11 protein-coding genes and 1 tRNA gene are annotated in these 16,671 nt (G+C 62.3%); 9 read left to right on the plus strand and 3 right to left on the minus strand.

What is annotated here, in order from left to right; genetic code table 11:
• Positions 1-140: 140 nt before the first annotated feature.
• From IPI01_02245 to IPI01_02260, 4 genes are all read left to right on the plus strand, one after another.
• A complete protein-coding gene (locus tag IPI01_02245; protein ID MBK7256645.1) occupies positions 141-1,376 on the plus strand; it encodes a T9SS type A sorting domain-containing protein in 1,236 nt (411 codons plus the stop codon).
• A 269-nt stretch (positions 1,377-1,645) separates the two neighbouring features.
• Positions 1,646-1,720 (plus strand) — tRNA-Arg (locus tag IPI01_02250).
• A 170-nt stretch (positions 1,721-1,890) separates the two neighbouring features.
• A complete protein-coding gene (locus tag IPI01_02255; protein MBK7256646.1) occupies positions 1,891-4,299 on the plus strand; it encodes a hypothetical protein in 2,409 nt (802 codons plus the stop codon).
• A gap of 299 nt (positions 4,300-4,598) precedes the next feature.
• Positions 4,599-5,123 carry a hypothetical protein gene (locus IPI01_02260; protein MBK7256647.1) on the plus strand — a complete coding sequence of 175 codons (525 nt, stop codon included), beginning with the start codon at positions 4,599-4,601 and terminating at the stop codon, positions 5,121-5,123.
• A gap of 3 nt (positions 5,124-5,126) precedes the next feature.
• Here IPI01_02260 and IPI01_02265 read toward each other — a convergent pair whose 3' ends face one another.
• The gene (locus tag IPI01_02265) at positions 5,127-5,747 is read right to left on the minus strand and encodes a TonB family protein (GenBank protein ID MBK7256648.1); all 621 of its coding nucleotides are present in this window, start codon (positions 5,745-5,747) and stop codon (positions 5,127-5,129) included.
• 314 nt (positions 5,748-6,061) lie between these two features.
• Here IPI01_02265 and IPI01_02270 point away from each other — a divergent pair, with 314 nt between their 5' ends.
• Positions 6,062-6,871, plus strand: a complete 810-nt coding sequence (locus IPI01_02270) for a hypothetical protein (protein MBK7256649.1) — start codon at positions 6,062-6,064, stop codon at positions 6,869-6,871.
• On the plus strand, positions 6,814-7,857 hold the full coding sequence (locus tag IPI01_02275) for a T9SS type A sorting domain-containing protein (protein ID MBK7256650.1): 1,044 nt from the start codon (positions 6,814-6,816) through the stop codon (positions 7,855-7,857). The genes IPI01_02270 and IPI01_02275 overlap by 58 nt, the downstream gene beginning before the upstream one ends.
• Before the next feature lie 97 nt (positions 7,858-7,954).
• Here the strand turns inward: IPI01_02275 and IPI01_02280 are convergent, their stop codons facing one another.
• Positions 7,955-10,627: a hypothetical protein gene (locus IPI01_02280; GenBank protein MBK7256651.1), complete on the minus strand. Its 2,673-nt coding sequence runs from the start codon at positions 10,625-10,627 to the stop codon at positions 7,955-7,957.
• A gap of 419 nt (positions 10,628-11,046) precedes the next feature.
• Here IPI01_02280 and IPI01_02285 point away from each other — a divergent pair, with 419 nt between their 5' ends.
• Genes IPI01_02285 through IPI01_02295 form a run of 3 tightly spaced genes read left to right on the plus strand, consistent with a single transcriptional unit; the run spans position 11,047 to position 15,700 of the window.
• A complete protein-coding gene (locus IPI01_02285; GenBank protein ID MBK7256652.1) occupies positions 11,047-11,577 on the plus strand; it encodes a sigma-70 family RNA polymerase sigma factor in 531 nt (176 codons plus the stop codon).
• Positions 11,574-12,410 (plus strand): hypothetical protein, encoded by an 837-nt coding sequence (locus tag IPI01_02290; GenBank protein MBK7256653.1) that lies wholly within the window; start codon positions 11,574-11,576, stop codon positions 12,408-12,410. Before IPI01_02285 ends, IPI01_02290 begins: the two co-directional genes overlap by 4 nt.
• Positions 12,407-15,700 carry a CHAT domain-containing protein gene (locus IPI01_02295; protein ID MBK7256654.1) on the plus strand — a complete coding sequence of 1,098 codons (3,294 nt, stop codon included), beginning with the start codon at positions 12,407-12,409 and terminating at the stop codon, positions 15,698-15,700. Before IPI01_02290 ends, IPI01_02295 begins: the two co-directional genes overlap by 4 nt.
• On the opposite strand, the gene IPI01_02300 is transcribed toward IPI01_02295, so the two are convergent.
• Positions 15,671-16,630 carry a site-2 protease family protein gene (locus IPI01_02300; GenBank protein MBK7256655.1) on the minus strand — a complete coding sequence of 320 codons (960 nt, stop codon included), beginning with the start codon at positions 16,628-16,630 and terminating at the stop codon, positions 15,671-15,673. The two genes, IPI01_02295 and IPI01_02300, sit on opposite strands and share 30 nt — an antisense overlap.
• Between the last annotated feature and the right edge of the window lie 41 nt (positions 16,631-16,671).

Below are 16,671 nucleotides of genomic sequence, written 5' to 3' on the forward strand. Positions count from 1 at the left end.
TACTTCTTTTTAACCCATCTCCCTTTGTGCGCTCGCTCACGGCAATGCCGTCTCGCTTCTATTAGATTACCATCACCAAACATCGGTTTACGAACCCGGCGATACTTTTCAAATTTCCCAACAACTGAGCGAGGCGCATCATGAAGACGCGCATTTTTACACTACTTTCGATCCTGGCCGCGTTGATCACCTTCAGGGCCGATCTTCTGGCTGATCCTGGTTGGGTCCTTCAATCCAGCGGCTCTGTCCAGAACCTCATGGAAGTTCAGTTCATCGATGCCACCGCAGGCATAGCGGTCGGCGAAGGCGGTGCGATCCTGCTGACCAGTGATGGTGGGATGAACTGGGATGCCGTGACAAGCGGAGTGACGGTGATGCTGAATGCCGTCGAAATGGCAACGACCCAGGTTGGCATCGCCGACGGCAATGACGGTACCATCGTTCGAACGACGGATGGCGGGATGACATGGAGTTCGGTGGTCAGCGGAACGACTGCTGCGCTCTGGGGAGCATGTTTCACGGATGATCAGAACGGCACTATCGTGGGTCAGGCGGGTACCATTCTGCGAACCACGGACGGTGGCCTGACGTGGAACCCGCAGAGCAGCACGACAACGGTGACCCTCTATGAAGTGGAGTTCACTGATGTCCTGACCGGGACAGTGGTCGGACAGGACGGGACGATCCTCCGTACGATCGACGGTGGTGCTCATTGGGTGGTCCAGGAAACGGGAGAGCAGCAGTTGGATTTCCATGCGGTGTTCTTCCTTGATGCGCAGAAGGGGATCGCCGTGGGCGAACTCGGGCTCATCCGGGTCACCAGTGATGGCGGCGCCACGTGGACGAGTCAGGCGAGCCTTACGAACAACACCCTGCTGGCCGTTCATTTCTATGATGCGATGCATGGCACGGCTGTTGGCACGAACGGAACCATCATTGCCACCACGGATGGCGGAGCCACGTGGGAAACCCAGGTCAGCGGCACCACCCGGACGCTGAATGAGGTCTTCTATTCTGCGGTGGACAGGATCGTTGTGGTGGGCGAAGGCGGAATCGTGCTGACGAAGACCCTGGGCACGACGGGTGTGGTGGAGAACGGTGGGGCGGAGCCTCTTGCGTACGGCCTCTCACAGAACTATCCGAACCCGTTCAATCCTTCGACGACGATCGCGTTCCAGCTTCCTGTTGCAGGCCAGGTCCGGATCGTCGTGTATGACATGCTCGGGCGTGAAGTGGCTGAACTGGTGAATGAAACAATGGGCGCGGGGGAGCACGCCGTTGCGTTCCACGCGCAGGCCGCATCCAGCGGGATGTACGTTTACCGTATCTCGTCCGGCTCCTACAGCGCGACGCGGGTGATGACCCTCATCAAGTAACTGTTCTCCGGAAGCACGACAAGAGGGCTGGCTGAGAACGGCCCCCGTCTCCGGCAGGAGCAGATGTCCGGGCCTTTGAAGCGCATCGCATGGGTTTGCGCTTCAAAGGCCTCTTGTGTATGTTGCTGTATCCATGAGTATGTCCGCCGAACCGGCGGGGCGAGCACGTTGTGGCATTAAAGAACCGTACGGGGCGGCTCCCGATCGTGATGCTCACTGTTCGCTGAAGCATATTGAATCCCATCATGGCCTTTTGTACATTAATAAACGCCCTCGTAGCTCAGTATGGATAGAGCGACGGTTTCCTAAACCGCAGGTCGGCAGTTCGACTCTGCCCGAGGGCACAAATAGCTCAATTCTTCCGCCCGGGACCAACTCGATGGGTGCACACCAGGTGCACACTTGGGCACACACCTCCTCACCCTGTTCGACGCTGTAAGCAACGACGCTGCGGATGGCAACAACCCGGCCACCGGGCACGATCGACCACCTGACTCATACAACCACCGCTCCTATGGACCGACGCACGTTCATCCACCAGACCACTGCCGCAAGCGCTGCGATGGCCCTCGCGCCGCTCGACATGGTGTTTCCCGGTTCGGCCGGACTCGCGGGCATCTCCGACGGAACGCTCGCCGGGACCATCGCACGCCTCCGGGCCGAGCGTCCGTGTCGCGCAGAGATACGCACGGAACGGGGCGGCCCCAGGCTCTTTGTCAACGGCAACGAGACCACACCCTTCTGGGGACTCAGCACCAGCCTGATCGAAGTGATCGAGAACTTCAAAGGCATGGGGATGCAGCTTCTTCAACCTCAAATGGGGATGATGAGCGCCTGGACGGGTCCGGACACGTACGACTTCACGGCCCTTGAGGAGTACCTCCTGCGCGTGGCGAGCCTCGCACCGGAGGCGTTCTTCTTTCCGCGCGTCCAGCTGCTGACGCCGGTGTGGTGGAAAGAGGCACACCCGGATGAGTGCATACACTACGGTATGGATGTCGCGCCACGGAATTGGGACGGTTGGCGGACACGTCCGCACGAGAACCCGCTGCGCGAAGGAGATCACCACTTCACCAACTTCTACGGCGAAGCGTGGGAGGCATCGTGGGCGTCGGATGTTTGGCGACGCGACACGGCGAACATGCTCCGTGCGCTGGTCCGGTTCATCGATCACAGTCCGCTCGCGAGCCGCTTCATGGGCTATTTCTTTGTCCACGGCGCAACCGAGGAGTGGAACAACCCGGGCGACAACTTCTGGCCCGGCTACGAAGCGCCGATGGAGGCGAAGGCCGGACCCGTGCCTCCGCCGCATGAGCGTCTGAACTCCGGCTTCGGACTGCTGCGCGACCCTGCGAAGGAACAGCACGTCATTGACTTCTACCGGAGGTACCACCGGCAATCCGCCGACTGCATCGCGGCGTTTGCAGCGGCGATCAAGAGCGAATCCAGCCGTCCGGTCATCACGGGCACCTTCTACGGATACCTCACCGAGAATCCGCGCATCCAGGAGAGCGGACACCTTGCGCCCCGCGCGGTGCTCGACAGTCCGCATGTGGATGTGATCGCTTGTCCCTATACGTACCTTGCCACGAACGACCCGGCGAAGGCCCGGTGGGAAAGCGACCTCTACGACGGCGCCGGGAATTGGGTGGGCCGCGCCCGCGGTGTCGGCGGTGACGCGTCATTCCGGTCTGCGGTCGAGAGCTACCGCAGGAAGGGCAAGTTGTACATCTCGGAGATCGACCCGGGTTCGTACCTGCACCGATCGCGCCAGTGGAAGGAGATCGGCGGCTCGGGCTCGATGACGTCCGAGGGCACGAAGAATATCCTCCGGCGTGACCTCGGCGCCGTGATGGCCGCCAACACCGGTGGTTGGCTGTACGACTTCGGTCCGTACAACTTTTCCGACTGGGGCCTCGATGAGCCGACGCCCGGCGGCTGGTATGGCTCACCCGAACTCATCGAAGCGGTCGGCGACGTGCTGAAGATGATGGACGCGCGAAAGCGCGTTGATGTCTCGTCGGTGGCCCGGATCGCGATCGCCGGCGACACGGACGGATTCCTCGTGTCGAAACACTGGATGGCTTCGCGCCCCTGGCCCGGGCAGGGGATCCGTTACACGGACGTCGTCAACCACTGGTTCTTCAACGCGCAAAGCCGGACCCTCTACCGCGCCGGTCAGCCAATAGATCAGCTGTACCGCGAGGACCTTACCGCTGAGGACTACCGCAAGTACAAGCTGGTGCTGGTCCCCAACGCGTTTCTCATGACGCCGGACGGTGTCGACCAGATGCACGAGCGCCTGCGTGGGTCCGGCGCGACAGTGGTCTGGCTCTACGCACCCGGGCTGCTGCGTCCTCAGGTGGGCAGCCGGCCCGGTGCGATCGACCTGGCGCAGATGCAGCGCCTGACGGGCTTCCGCTTCAAGCAGATCGATGATCCGGGCGAGATGCTGATCGATGTCCGCATGGCGAACGTCACACCGATCACGTTCGGCCTCCGTAGTACCGATCTCTTCACGCCGCGATTCAACGTCCAGGGCGACGGGTTCGAGACTCTCGGCGTTTGGAAGGGGAGCACGAGCGTAGCGTTCGCGCGCCGGCAGATGGATGGCTGGACATCGATCTATTGTGCCACGCCTCCCATCCCCACGGATCTCCTGCGCCAGCTCGCAACCGACGCCGGAGCCGCGCCGTGGTCGGACCGGTCCGCCGTCGTCATGGGTTCGCGTGCCGGGGCCATTGTCGTGTGCACGGATCCACCGACGCCGTTCGGTGCACCGAACGGGGGCACGGAGCGTCCACGACCTGGTCCGTTCAATGTGACGTTCCCGTTCCCGCTTCGCTCTGAAACGGGTGGCCGCGCCAGCACGACGCACACGCTGGACCTCGCGTTCGGGGATGTCCGGCTGTTCGTGCCGTAGTGATCCGCTGATCACGTGCGACGGTGCGCCAGTGCACTACGAAGATGAGGGGATAGATTTATGTTGCCGGGAATCCGAAGAGTCTTCCGACTCCGGCTCCAGAGGTGGCCTCTCCATGTCCTCAATGGAATTCATGTCCGGCGACGTCATGGCTCGAATCTTCTTCCGTAAACCGCAGGTCAGCAGTTCGACTCTGCCCGACGGCACAACGGAGCCCCCTCATCGCGTGGATGAGGTGGCTTTCCATGCGCTCTCGACCACCGGTGTCCCAATGTGTTCCGGGCTCAACTGAGATGACCATGAACATGTCCCGCTCGTTTCGAGTGCTTGTGCTCTCCCTCATCGGGATCACGATGGCGTTCCCCCAGACCTTCGGGCAGGTGCCGGGCAGAGTCAAGCCCGGTGCATCTGCGAGGCCCCCGGATTGGTACAGTGTTCCGCCGGCCCCCCGGGACACCCTCATTGCACGGGGAAGGGGACGCTCGCACGATGAACAGGTGGCGGTCGATAAGGCGGTCGCAGAAGCTCGTTCCGCTCTGGCCCGGTCGATCGACCACCGTTGGAAAGAGCTCCTGCGGTCCATTGAGAGAGAGGTGGGGGTGCATCGCAAGTGGACTCCTGAACCTGTCACGCTTGCAAGCAGCGTTCCCATCCTTCAGAAGGCCGTGAAGCGTGGCAACACATGGACGGCGTACGTCATCGTTGCCATGCCCGAAGAATCGGCGCGCGCGGTGCTTCACGCGCGCCTTCACCGCGATGCGACATGGTACGAAACCGTTCGTAACACCCAGGCCGTACGGATGCTCGAGACGCCGTCCCCCTAGGCCCTACAACGCCACTGCGTAACGTTTGAAGATCACGTACTCGGTCCCGAGCCGGAGTGGCGGCGTGATCTTGCCCGGACGAAGTCCCCGGAGTACGTTCCGGATGTGATGCGGGTAGCGCCCGATGTCCGTGATACCAAGATGCCTGCCCCGCCTCTCCGTGGAATCCCATCGCGCCGTGCCCGCAAGCGAGTCGAAACTGGCACCCGACTTCAGTACCTCATACAACGCTTCCGCTTCAGCCTGCGTCGGGACAACGAGTGACCCGAGCGGCACCTCGATCCGTTGCTCGGGATGAACGATCACACGTGTGCGGACCGCCAGCGTGGAGGAATCGGCAAGAGTCAACACCGGCGAAAACCGCCATTGCTTCATGGTCTCCAGAGCTGCGCGATCCCACACGGGATCTCCGCTCGAACGGAGCATGCGTGCTCCGGCAATGCTTCCATCGGAACGAACCTCGAAGATCACTTCGATCTGGATGTCCCCGGTCAGCGATCCCGTGGCGCACGCCGGCAACGATGACATGGTGATGAGTTCGGGAGCGGGAGTAGTGGGTGGTGTGTATCGGGCAGAAGCGCACCCTGCGAGAAGTACGAGCGAAAGGACGATCAAGCGATTCATTGTGACCTCCTTCACCCTGAGATGCGGGTGGATAGGAACCGGTCCTCGAATGCAAACGGTCCCCGCAACAAGGTACGCAAGCGGAGGCTCGCAAGCAACGCTGCGGGTGGCCATGGGGGCGCATCGAAAATGACGAAAATCGCCTGCATTCGACGGTTCCGTCGCTCCGTGATCCGGTCTCGCTAAATTTTACGGAACATTTGCACTCGAGCGAAGGAAACGCTACATTCGCAATCCCTGGTGGGTGCAACAACCCGTTGTGAGGGCAGGGGATATTCCAGGATTCAAGCCCATATCCACTCTGCGGAGGTGCTATGAAACGCGGCTACCTGTTGCTTGTCATGGTGATGGTTCTTGCGGTACCGTTGGTGGCCCAGGAAATTCCTGTGCCAGCCGATCCTCCGGCATCCGTGGCCGTTGCCCCGGTCTTCGCTCCTGACAACCATCCCGTCCAACCCGCCGCGGCCCCGGAACAGCCGTGGCAGATCATCACCCGCATGGGCGCGCAAGAACGCTTGCACGCAACTCTTTCGGTGACGACGGATCCCTCTGCACCAGAGGCAGCGAAGTCTCTTGCCACGCAGGCGGCCTCCGCCTGGAATGCCGGCGATGAAAAGACAGCGGCGCAGGCCCTCTATGATCTCGGCCGACTCATCGATCCGTCAGGGATCGAACTCTGCCTGAATTGGCATGACGTAACGCCCGTACCGGGCAGCAACCTGCTTTCGGCCAACGTGCGGGTCGGTACCCTGGACAGCGTGGCCGCAGTGTCGCTCGCAGCGAACGCTGACGCAACACTCTTGTATGCGGTGGTTTCTCATGCTTCCCTGGGAGGATCGCTGCATCTCTACCAGTCCATCGACAAGGGCTCGACGTGGACGCCCACGGTGACCATCACGGGGATCGGTGGAGCTCCCGCGTTCGCACTCGCACCCCTGAATGCAAGCCTCTACATCGGGTACCTTCCCGGAGGAAGCTCGACGTTCCTCCGGCTCCGTAAGTTCCGTATGGACACGGGGACGGTGGATTCACTGGCGGGGGAGGCTTCTCGAGGAGTGTCATCACGATGGCCGCGGGGGATACGGTGCGTGACGTCGTCGGATCATCGAACATCCTCACGTTGAACAACCGCATGTACTTTTCCCTGCGCACCCACAACCGGAAGGCACGTGTCTTCTGGTCGGCACCCACCTCGGACACGACATGGGCCGAGGTCCTTGACTCATCGGCTACCGGTGTCCTCCGTGGCCTCTCACTCGCCTACGCGAGAGGGAACGGCGTTCATCGGCTGTATGTCTCGTATGTGGATTCTCTCAACCGTGTGTGCATCGACACCTCGAGCCTCAACGGCACGTTCTTCAAACGTGCGATGACCGCATCGAACGCAGGAACGGGCACGTCGATCAGTGCCCATGGCGACACGGTGCTGTGCGTGTACGACTACAGCAGTCCGACCATCTCCAGCTCGCGCTACTTCATCTCGTATACCCGGGGTGCCTCATGGCTGACAGGGGCCCCGATCGATTCGACCGTGACGGCGGAAACAGGCACCGCCATGCTCGAGAAAGGGCAGGGCATGGTGATCTTCTACCGGCACTACCTGGCGACCACCCGTGAAGGACGTGTGCTCTTCCGGACGTACTCCAATGCCAACAGCTGGTCGACGGCGGAGAACATCACGGATTATTCGCCCCACTACTGGCGGTATGGGATCGCTGCTCTCGGCGGAAATACCTGGGGGGTTCTGTACATCACGTACAACTTCCAGCTCGCGTTGCGCGCGGTGGTGTTCGCAACGTTCACACGGGTCCCGACGGACGTGCAGACGGAGGAACCTGCCGCTCCATCGTCCTATGCTCTGCTGCAGAATTATCCCAATCCGTTCAACCCGTCAACGGAGATCGCCTACGACCTGCCGAAGAGCCAGCACGTCACCCTGACCGTGTACGACGTACTCGGCAAACAGGTCGCTGTCCTTGTGAATGGCGTGCAGCAGGCCGGCCAACAGACCGCCCGCTGGAACGCATCGGCTGTCTCATCCGGAGTATACTACTACCGTCTGCAGGCGGGCGACTACTCCGCGGTGAAGAAGATGGTACTGATGAAGTAGCGGGATCGCCCGGGCCACGCAGGCTGCCTGATCTGCTTGCGTGGCCCCGGCCCCGTATGCCGCTGATCCCGGCTTCCCCCCCCGGGGGGGGAAGATCTCAAGGAAGGATTGATACCTTCAGATCATCCCGGAGCATCCGCGCCGGAATGATGATCGTGCCGTCCTTTCCGGCGGTGATCCTGGTCCCGTTCACGATCGCGTGCTTCGCCATACCGCTTGCCTCAATGGTGAGATCGATCCTGCCGGTGCGGAACCGCAGATCCGCGTGACAATCCCTGTCCGCGGGGAACAGGTTCGGGCGGATCACGAGATCGTTCCCCTTGAAGTGCACTCCCAGCATGTGCCGTACCATGAACACCGCGACTTCGGCGGAGGTCCACACAACGATCCCTGCCGTGGGGATCTGCGAGCGGTTGAGCGGGATCTCCTCGAACCAGGCACCTGCGTTGCCTCCCTGGATGTTCGCAAGCCAGGCGAGTGAGCGATAGCTCCGGTCGTAGAGACCGGCCTCATGCTTGCGCGCCATGAATCCGGTGGCGAAGCACCACGGCCCCGGCTGGTCCTGCTGCGAGCTTGAATGATAACGCTCGTAGCCCCCCATGTCCCAGCGCGCATTCCAGATCTCCTCCAGGGCATCGAGCGTGTTCTTCGCCACCACGGATCGCGGCGCAACCACGCCGAGGAAGATCGGGATCGCCGCACTTGCATCCGGGTTCAGGCGATGATATGCCTCGGTGGATGCCGGGTCGTCGCGGCCGGAGCTCCGGGCAAATCCGGGGATCATATCGGCGACGGATCCGTCCACATTACGGCGCTTGATCAGCCGGCCGTTCTCGACGAGGGCGTGCGTGGGGTGGTGCAGCATTGCCTGGAGGAACACATCGGCCTCCTGACGCCACCGCGTTGCCTTTTCTGGTGCGCCAAGAAGAGGCGCAAGATCTGCGGCATCCCGGAGCCCCTGCACCATGAACGTCTGGTAGGCAAGTTCGTAGCCGTCGTTGAACGTCCGTTCCCAGAACTCGCGGTGATTGTGGACCATCCCGGTGGCATCGCGGAAGGAGGGGCGCATCGGGCGCTCGATCATCGTGAGGATCTTCTTCCGGTGAGGAACGATCAGGGATGTATCGCCCGTCCAGTCGTGCCAGGATTTCAGCACGTGCATCAGTTCGCCCATCTGATCGAACTCCTCACGGTCCGGGTCATCGAACGCCCCCGAGACCATCGTTGCGCCTTCTTCCGCGACGAGGTCGGTGAGGATATACGAGATCAGGGCACGTGCCTGCTCGAATTGGCCAGCGTGGATCAGTCCGAGGGCAACGTTCGACCCATCGCGCACCCACTGATCGCCATACTCGAAGATGCCGGCATCCATTCTGCCGAGAGAGCCCACCATGCCGGGGAGCGCGTAGCGCGCGTTATTGTAGAGCCGGGTGAGAAGCGTATCATGCGACGTGATGGTGCTTTCGTTCTTCCACGCGCCGGACGTCTTCAACAGGTGCGGGTCTCCGGGCACGTCGGCCAACGAGTGCATGAACGCGAAGAGGTCCTTGATGCCGGCATCCCGCTCCTGCATGTCGGGTGTGGGCGGGGGCAGCGTCCATCGGAAGCGGAGGCCGGCGTACCCCGTGATGTCGGTGTACTCGAGCGTGATCGGGTACGGTGTCCCGCCCTGAAGTGCGATGTCCTCGAACGCGCGGACGTTACAGGTGTTCTCCGGGCGGTCGACCAGCAGGGAGCCATTCACAGAGAGCCGTGCGGCATCATCCGCCTTGAGAGAGAACCGGTAGCTGCCGGAACGCGGCGCCGTGATCGTGCCCGTCCACCGCACCGAGAAAGAATCGGGACGTATCGTGGGGGCGGGACTCTTTATGCCCCAGTAAGGAGAGAGCAGCGTATCCGTCCGCACGAATGCGGGCTTTCCGCTGAGCGTGACATTATTATAGTATGCTCCGTGGAGGCCCGGCGTTGCGGAGCTGCTTGTATCCGTGTGGAGTGCCGAGGCGGGGACGGGAATATCATCCGCACATGTCGGATCGGCCTCGAATCCGCGCGCAGGAGTGCGCACGGCGATACAGGTGGAGAGTGTCGCACGTCCGCCGGGGCGGATCAAGATGGGGTCCGATGTGATCCACCCGTTGTTCACATCCACATTGCCATGCGCCGGGTTCATGACCCCGATCGCCAAGGCGGAGGTGCCTGTGACCGCGGCGAGCATGGACCCGGCAGTGTGGTACGGTGCGGACGGGAGAGCCAGGCGGAGACGGACGGTATCGGGACCGGCGAGGTTGGCCCCTTCCAATGCAATGCGGCGGATGAATGTGCCGGCATCGGCGAGTGCCAGGAACGATTCTGTCACGCGGACGCCGCCTGCCCACCATCGGGCTTCCACCGTGGGGATCCCGTTGTGCTGTGTCCAGCGGACACTCGTGTTGTGCGGCACTGCTGTGAAGCGGGTGTCGCCCAGAATGAGTTCGAGTGCGCTCGAGGTGCAGTTGCGGCCCCGTTCGTAGTTGAATGCCCGCTCCTTCCGGAGAGTCTGGCACGGCTTATTCGCATCGAAGAGAAGATACGTGACGGCCGGTTGTGTCCCGGCAGCGTTGGCCTCGATGATCATGCGCACGTTGCCGCTGCGCAGGATGAAGTATTCACGGCCGGGGGCGAACGCGCTCAGGAAGGGATCGTCCCCGGCGAAGACGGACGGCACGGCGAAGAGGACGGCAAGGACGACGCGATGCACGGAACGAAGAAGAGGAAAGAGGGCATGGTTCATGGATGATGGCCGAAGGTGTCAGGAATGGAACGGTGGAGTTCGGTACGTGACCGGAAACTAGGGAATGGGACGTGAAGATGCAATGCGAAGGGTGCAGACACGGATGGAGCATGGGAGGCGTATCCCGGACCATGGCCTTGCGGACGCGGTGATGGTAGTCACGTGCGGGTCGCGGATCGTGTGATGACCGTCGCCGGAGCCGAACATGTCTGTTGATTCTTCTTTTTCTGGTTCCTACTTTTCCCTCAGAGTCGGCAGGGGAACCCCTGACTCGGCCCCACCGTATCGGAAATCCTGTTTGTGATGTGTACAAGTACCAGAGGCCGGAGAGGCTTCTGGCCGGGAACACGGTCGTTCCATGTCATACATGTACAACCGGCCACCCACCATTCTCTGAACGAATGCTCAGGACCAACCGGATGCAAAGCGATGAGCCGCTCTGCGTTGACGCGTACACGAGCATGATCGTGGCCGCCTATCAGCGTTACCGCTCGTTCTGGATCAATCTCGGCCGCACGTCCAAGCTTCCCACCGAGGATGCCGAGGATATTCTGCAGGCGATCATGGGCTCTCTCCTCAGTCGAAGGGATGTCCGCTTCGAGTCCATCGCGCATGTGCGCAACTACGTCGCACGGGCGATGCTCAACAGGGCCGGACAGGCGTACCAGCGCGGTCAGCGGGTGTGTGAATTCGACGAGAGTGCGCCCGTGATCCTGGAATCCTCCATCGACATGGCCGGGTTGGAGCAGCGGGAAGAGCGGGACGCACTCAAAGCGGTCCTTCAATCCCTGAGTGAACAGGACTATCAGATCGTGAAGCTCCGGTTCTTCTCCGGCCTGACCTTCATTGAGATCTCTCAGATCCTCGGCTCGCCCGTGTCCACCCTGAAGAGCAGGGAGGATGCGGCGCTGAAACGAATTCGCAGGTTCTTTGCGGAGCGTGGACTATGACGACGACCGGCGGTGACCACAGCGACGTGCGACGGGACGGGGAGCGGACTGCTATCGACCGTTCACTCCTCGTGGAACTTGCCCACGGGAGATTGAGCGCAGACGAATCGCGGGAGCTCCTTGACCGTGTGGCGGCTGATGAAGAGCTGTCGGCGGAACTGGATCTCGTCATCCTGATGATGGGCGAAGGCGCTCGTGAGGAACGCGAGACCCGGTATGAACCCGGGAAGGAACAGGGCAGGACACTCCGGGAGTCGGCCGGCCCTGCGCTTGTCGTCCTGCGCGTGGCGGCCACGTTGTTGCTGATGTTCGGGGCAGGACGGCTGATCGATGCTGCACTTGCGCCGGCGTATGCGGACCTTGCACAGGTGGAGGCCGCGGATCTGCATCTCCGCATCCGGGACGGGGCCACGGATGAAGTCGCAGCGATGCGTGCGTACCTCTACCAGGGCGATTGGGAGGAGGCCGTCCGGCGTGCGGACTGGTTCCTTTCGGTTCATCCGGACGCGACCGGACGCCAGTCTGTTTTTGTGATCCGATCGGCTGCCATGCTCATGGGGGCCAGAAAAGCGGTCATGGGATTTGGGATGCACTACGACGCGGCGCTCGTGGATAGCGCGATGGTGTCCCTGGCGAATGCACGGGAGGGGCAGCCCTCGTCGGTCGAGATGGAACAGATCGCATGGTTCGAAGCGAAGGCCTTCCTGATGAAGGGGGATCCCGGGGAAGCAAGCGTCCGGCTGCGATCGATCGTGGAAGCCGGGGGCATCTGCGTTCAGGATGCGCGTCGGATCCTGGCCGATCTGGACGCGCGGCACCCGGGGCCACAGTGAGGAGCGCCTTCATTCTTGGCATCCTCCTGTGCACCGTTGGTACGGTCGCGGAGAGCGGGGCAGACGGGCGCGAACTTGGGATCCGCCGGCTTCTAGGCTCCGGCCGTTACGACGAGGCTTTCGCGCACACGCGCACGATCATCGAGACGATGCCGGAGCGGTCCACATTCTATGCCCTCCTCGCGGAGGCGGGGCAGTATGCTGGACGCGGGAGTGAAGCGGATTCGATACTGGGCGCATGCGTGCGGAAGGGTTGGGGTGTTGGTGATGCCGTTGCTGCCATGGCCTGGCTCGACGTTCATCGGGCTCGCTGGATCGATGCGTACGCACACTTCCAGACATCGATCGAGTATGGAGGCAACAGTTACCGGGCGTACGCGGGGATCCAGGAGATGCACGAGAAATTGCACGGGAGGGATGCCGCGATCTCTCACTTGCTGGCGTTGACGCATGCGGATGACCGGTCGGGTCCGGTGTGGTACGCCCTTGCCCTCGCCTACTGGAGTCAGTGGGACCTTACGAAAGCGCAGTTCGCCTCCGAGCAGGCGCTCCGGAGTGGATCACGTGATGCGCGGGTGCAGTTCCTTCACCTCGCGATCCGGTGCGCGGTTGACCCCGGTCGTACGAATCTGGACCAGGTGGACAGGGCATACCGTGAGGCCCTTCTTCGTGAAGATTGGGAGGGCACGGCGTTCCTGCAATGGGTGCGAATGAACGCATTCCTGACCTCGGGCCGTGCGGATTCCGCAGAGGCCAGTTGCCATGACGGGCTTGTGCTGGCAAAGGATCTCGGAATGCTCGAATGGCAAGGGCAGTTCCTGCTGCAAAGCGGGAGGAATGCCGCCGGGCGAGGCGATATGCAGGAGGCGATCGTGGCGACGGATTCCGCTGCCGCTCATTTTCGGCGCGCCGGTGCGCACGATGGGATCCTGGCCGCCTATGCCCTCCGGCTGGACCTCCTGCTGGAATCATTCCGCTATGCAGAAGCGCTGGATTATTGTTCGCGCATGTTGCTGCAGCTCGATGACCGCGCGGATCCCCGCCTTCATGCGGGCGCAGCCATCGACGCTGCATGGATCCTCTCGAGGATCGGCGGCCAGCGGATCGCGATCGTCCTCGGGATCCATGCCGAGAGCACGCTTGAGAATATGCTCTATGCTTCGCATGACCGATGCAGGCTGAATACGACGCTCGCATCGATCCACGCATCCCTCGGGGACACGGCTCTTGCCATGCGGTATGGCCGGACGGCCATGCGCTTCGCCCGTTCGACAATGACCGATGATGAACTGCTGAGCAACTGCGAGGGCGTCCTCGGTGACCTCGAACTGAAACGCGGGGCCATGCGTGTTGCGCGCAGACATTTCGCGAGGCAGTGGGACCTGGCCCGACGACGGCAGGACCCGGGCGAGCAACGTGCTGCAGCACTCGCGATGGCGGGCACGTACGATCTGCGTACTGGCGCGAACGCCGCAGAGCACTGGGCGAATATCGCTCTGCACGACGCTCTCCGATCGGAGGACCGGCACTCCGAAAAGGAATGCAGGCTCCTGCGTGGCCGCATCGCCGCTGCCCGCGGGGATACCGCCGGTGCGCTCGTGGAATACGAGCGGGCCTTCACGTGTCTCGAAGCCGTGCGCCGGCTCCGGTTCCTCTGTTCTCTCACGCGCGAAATGCGGGAATGGTACATCGCGCAGCACGCTGCCCTTGCTGATGCGCTCATCGATATCGGAGGGGTCCGTGAGGCCGCGGCCGTGCTTGCGCGTGCGCGCGGAGACGTGCTCTCGCCGCTCACGACTGCAATGGTCGGTCAGGATGGCGCGACCGGCAGAGACCTGCTCGCACTGGAACGGGCGCGGCGGGCCACGGCGGCTCTCGTCCATCGGTCGATCCTCGGTGGATCGCTGGTGGATGCGGCACACTCCGATCCGGTGTTCCGCCCGCTGTGCACCTTCTTCTCGCATGCTCTCCCGGCCTTCATGCGGATCGATGAGGTGTTGGGTCGGGAACGGACACGGTGCGATCTCAGGGAACTTGCAGCCGGATATCCGGGGCCGGGCATCGATCCTGATGAGATCGCGGTGGATCTCCTGTTCGGTGCGGACCACATGAAGGCTATCTGCTTCACCCGGGACACGATCGCCTTCTGCCGGTTGCCTGCAGGACGGGCTGGACTCGTGTCGCTGACACGGGATATTCAGAAGCGGCAGGAGGATGATCCACGTGGAGGCCCCGCATACGCGGGTTGGGCGGCCGGCATGGGGATGTTCGAGCCGCTCGTGGACCTGGTGGAGGTGATCGCCGGACAGCGGCAGCACCTTGCGATCATCGGCGATGGGCCCCACACCATGATCCCGTTTGAGGCTCTCACGATCGATCATGGAAAGGGATCCCGTCCACTCGTGGACCGCTTCACGGTTTCCTACCGGCCATCGCTCGGGAGATCCCTGCCTCCCGCATGGATGCCGCAAGCGGACAACGGCCGGGTCCTCATGGTGGGAGATGTGGACATCCCGCTCGACGTGGGTGGACGTCCGGAGGATCATGAGCCGGGATCCCCGGGGGCTGGACAGGTGTCAGCGATCGTCCAGCTTCTCCCGGGAACGATCAGGGAGATGTCCATCGTCGAAGAGCATTTCGGTTCACGGGTGGACGTTCTTCGGGGAGATGCGGCTACCGACGCACGGTTCTGTGCAAGCGCGCCAGAGTATTGGATCGTCCACCTTGCGACACACGGTACGGCACGAGGCCCCGGCCGGAGATCTCATGTCCTGTATCTTTCTCCATCGTCAGGTTCGAATGGAGAAGTGGATCTCGAGGACATCCTCTCGTTGGAGATGAAGGGAACGCTGGTCGTCCTGCCCGTGTGCTCTTCAGGGCAGGCGAGCCTGACGGACGATGTCGAAAGCATGGCGCATGCGTTTCTTGAAGCCGGGGCAGCCAGTGTCCTTGCTGCCCGGTGGAGCGTGGATGATGAGCTGGCCGTGGAATTCCTCTCCGTGTTCTACGGCGCACTGAGCAAGGGGGAGACGAAACGGATGGCCGTGCAGACCGCGATGCGCGCGATGATCGCCCGCGGACATCATTCCTACAACGTCTGGGCAGGATTCCAACTGTTCGGGGATGGCGGTGCGTTGGTGCCGCATGACACCGCGGGTACGCCGGGGCGGGAGAAGCCATGGATGATCCTGCTGGGGATCGGTACGGTTCTTTCCATGGTGCTGGGATACCTCTGGCGGCGACGGCCCCGCCGCCTGGCATCACATCCCGATCGAAAAAGGCGCGACTGAGAAGCCGGCCGCCAGTATCACGATGCAGATCCACCCGATGACCTTCCGCACGGTCCCGGGAGGTGTTTCATCCCGCAGTGGTGCGGCTGTCATCAGCCGTCGCTTCTTCCGCTCGAACACGAAGTAGAGCATCACCGCCCAGAACAGCCAGCCGCTCCATCCGTATGTGTCCGGCAATCCTACAAGCGGTAAAAATCCCAATACCCCTACGACCGCCAGCACCCCGAGTACCACGCGACTGATGATGCGCGCCCTGTCGCCGAACAGCGCCCGGATGATGTGCCCGCCATCGAGTTGTCCCACAGGCAACAGGTTCATCGCCGTGATGAACAATCCGAACCACCCCACGCACAGGAATGGATAGTGGTAGATCTCGTTCATCGGCGGAATGAATGTGCCCTGCGCCGGCACGGCCACCTGCATGATCTCGTAGAGGAGGCTCGACCCGAAGGCCAGTCCGTCGGTGGGGATCGCCGGGAGTCCGCGGTACAGCGGATGGATCGTGTACAGGTACTCGATCGATGGCAGCATCCGGAAGCCGATGGAGAGATACACGATGCTCACGATGAAGCCCGCGATCGGCCCCGCTGCGCCGATGTCGAGGAGCGCACGGCGGCTCGGCACGCGGGAGCGCAATTGGATCACGGCACCCAGAGTACCGAAGGGAAAGACAGGTAAGGGTACCACGTGCGTCGGGAACGGCAGGAAGTAGGGGAGTGTCGCATCCACGCCGTGCAGGCGGGCGGCGATGTAGTGTCCCATCTCGTGACTCAGCAACATCACGACGAGGAGTGATGCATAGAGGAAACCCGCTGGAAGGTTCGTCAATTCCAGCGGGTCCATGTTCAACCACGCCACACCCGCGAAGGATGTGGTGAGAAAGGTCAGAGCAAAAAGTCCGATGTGGACCAGCAACGTCTTCAGCGGCATGAGGAACGGGAGCGGGAAGTAGGGAGTATGGAGTAAGGGAA

It is taken from the genome of Ignavibacteriota bacterium, from assembly GCA_016707525.1.
In the GTDB taxonomy this organism is placed as follows: Bacteria; Bacteroidota; Ignavibacteria; order UBA10030; family UBA6906; genus JAGDMK01.

Coding starts and splice junctions, on each gene's coding strand:
- IPI01_02300 (MBK7256655.1), bottom strand. CDS start 16,630: ATGCCGCTGAAGACGTTGCTGGTCCACATCGGACTTTTTGCTCTGACC.
- IPI01_02275 (MBK7256650.1), top strand. CDS start 6,814: ATGGCCGCGGGGGATACGGTGCGTGACGTCGTCGGATCATCGAACATC.
- IPI01_02280 (MBK7256651.1), bottom strand. CDS start 10,627: ATGAACCATGCCCTCTTTCCTCTTCTTCGTTCCGTGCATCGCGTCGTC.
- IPI01_02270 (MBK7256649.1), top strand. CDS start 6,062: ATGAAACGCGGCTACCTGTTGCTTGTCATGGTGATGGTTCTTGCGGTA.
- IPI01_02285 (MBK7256652.1), top strand. CDS start 11,047: ATGCAAAGCGATGAGCCGCTCTGCGTTGACGCGTACACGAGCATGATC.
- IPI01_02245 (MBK7256645.1), top strand. CDS start 141: ATGAAGACGCGCATTTTTACACTACTTTCGATCCTGGCCGCGTTGATC.
- IPI01_02290 (MBK7256653.1), top strand. CDS start 11,574: ATGACGACGACCGGCGGTGACCACAGCGACGTGCGACGGGACGGGGAG.
- IPI01_02260 (MBK7256647.1), top strand. CDS start 4,599: ATGAACATGTCCCGCTCGTTTCGAGTGCTTGTGCTCTCCCTCATCGGG.
- IPI01_02265 (MBK7256648.1), bottom strand. CDS start 5,747: ATGAATCGCTTGATCGTCCTTTCGCTCGTACTTCTCGCAGGGTGCGCT.
- IPI01_02255 (MBK7256646.1), top strand. CDS start 1,891: ATGGACCGACGCACGTTCATCCACCAGACCACTGCCGCAAGCGCTGCG.